Source organism: Amycolatopsis sp. NPDC043885, from assembly GCF_056435685.1.
In genome coordinates this window covers 1-1,744 of the sequence record NZ_JBWKEA010000041.1, presented here as the reverse complement: position 1 = coordinate 1,744, position 1,744 = coordinate 1, and the positions used below count along the sequence as shown (strand labels likewise).

At 68.6% G+C, this 1,744-nt stretch carries 2 protein-coding genes; one reads left to right on the top strand and one right to left on the bottom strand.

What is annotated here, in order from left to right:
* Positions 1-390: 390 nt before the first annotated feature.
* A complete protein-coding gene (locus tag AC069I_RS44325; protein WP_478235142.1) occupies positions 391-1,266 on the bottom strand; it encodes an AraC family transcriptional regulator in 876 nt (291 codons plus the stop codon).
* A 95-nt stretch (positions 1,267-1,361) separates the two neighbouring features.
* Here AC069I_RS44325 and AC069I_RS44320 point away from each other — a divergent pair.
* On the top strand, positions 1,362-1,744 hold a 383-nt coding region (locus AC069I_RS44320), incomplete at its 3' end, for an aldo/keto reductase (protein ID WP_478268073.1).

The window sequence follows — 1,744 nt, the reverse complement described above, 5'->3', positions numbered from 1 at the left end:
TGCCGCGATGAGGAACTTCGGACAGGTGGCTGTACCAGAACCGAGAACGCCCAGGTCAACAAGATCGACACGCCATGGCCGGCGAGAACCTACAACCGTTGTAGGTTCTCAATTTCGACGTCGTAATCTCACGAATGATGTCGTACGAAAGTCATATACGACATCACCTTGAGACTTGCTCCTTCGCCGGTCTGCCAGGGCTTATACGATCGCGACCTCGCGGGCGAACGGGGAAACTCGCTGTTCAAGGCCACCTTCAAGGCACTGCGCAACGTCAGCATCTGCGCCTGGATGATCGGCAAGATCGCCGCCGCGCCGGTGCTCCTCCACGTCGAGCACGACCCACCAGCTGATCATCCAAGGCCACGAACCGTTATGCGGTAAGGCCCGCTAGGAGCGGCTGTCGGTGAGTCTGCCGCGCAGGCGAGCGGCGTCGCGCACCGGCGGCAGGCCGTAGGCGCGGCGGTATTCCCGGGTGAACTGGGTGGCGCTGGTGTAGCCGACGGCATCGGCGGTGTGCGCGGCCGTGGTGTCGCCTGCCACCAGCAGGCGCCGCGCCTCCTGGAGTCGCAGGTGCTTCTGGAACCGCAGCGGGCTCATGCCGGTGGCGGCCTTGAAATGCCGATGCAGGGTGGCCGGGCTCATGTGTGCGACCGCCGCGACCTGCTCCACGGTGATGGGCTCGGTGAAGTGGGCGGCGATCCAGTCGGCCGCGGCGCGCACCCTGGTCAAGGCCGAGCCGGTGGCCGCGAACTGGCGCAGGGTCGGGCCAAGCGCGCTGCCGAGCAGGCGGTAGAGGATCTCGGCCTCCACGCGGGCGGCCAGCGGCCGGATGTCGTCGGGGGTGTCGAGCAGCCGCACCCAGCGGGTGACGGCGTCGACCAGTTCCGGGGTCATCGTGGCGGAGACCTGGCCCGCGGCCGGGGTGGCCGGGGCCTCGCCGTCGAGTTCGAGCAGCAGGTCGGCCAAGGCGGGGCCATCCAGGTGCAGCACGGCCGAGCGGTACGGCACCTCCTCGAACACGGCGGTGACCGGCAGGTCGAGCGAGTTGAGGAACATGTCGCCGCGGCGGGCCGACCGGCTGTGTTCCCCCGTGACGGTGCGCTTGGAGCCCTCGGCGATGAAGCACACCATCGGCTCGTAGCGCAGGTCGAGAGGGTTGACCACCTCGTCGAGGGCGACCACGGTGAGCCGGGGCACGGCGGTGGTGCCGGACCACAGGCCGTTGCGGTGACGGCCCACGGCCGCCGCGAGCTGGTCGAGCACGGGGCTGCTCCGAACAGGATGGGTGAGAGGATCAGGCAATCCTATGCGGTTCACCGCTCATGCCGGCGCGACGAGTGCGCTCTAGCGTCGAAGGTATGACACAGCTGCAGAACCTGCCCACACGCGTGCTCGGCACGCAGGGCCTGGAGGTCGGCGCGATCGGCCTCGGCACGATGGGCATGACGATGGCGTACGGCGCGGGCGACGAGGCGGGCGGCATCGCCACTATCCGCCGCGCCCACGAGTTGGGCGTCACCCTGTTCGACACCGCTGAGCTGTACGGCATGGGCACTGGCAGCAACGAGCGGCTGCTGGGGCGTGCGGTGGCCGGGTTCCGGGACGAGGTCATGCTCGCCACGAAGTTCGGCTTCGACCTGACCGACCCGGCGAACGCGGGTGCGAAGCTCGACAGCAGGCCCGAGCACATCCGCGAGGTCACCGAGAACAGCCTCCGGTACCTGGGTACCGACCACGTCGA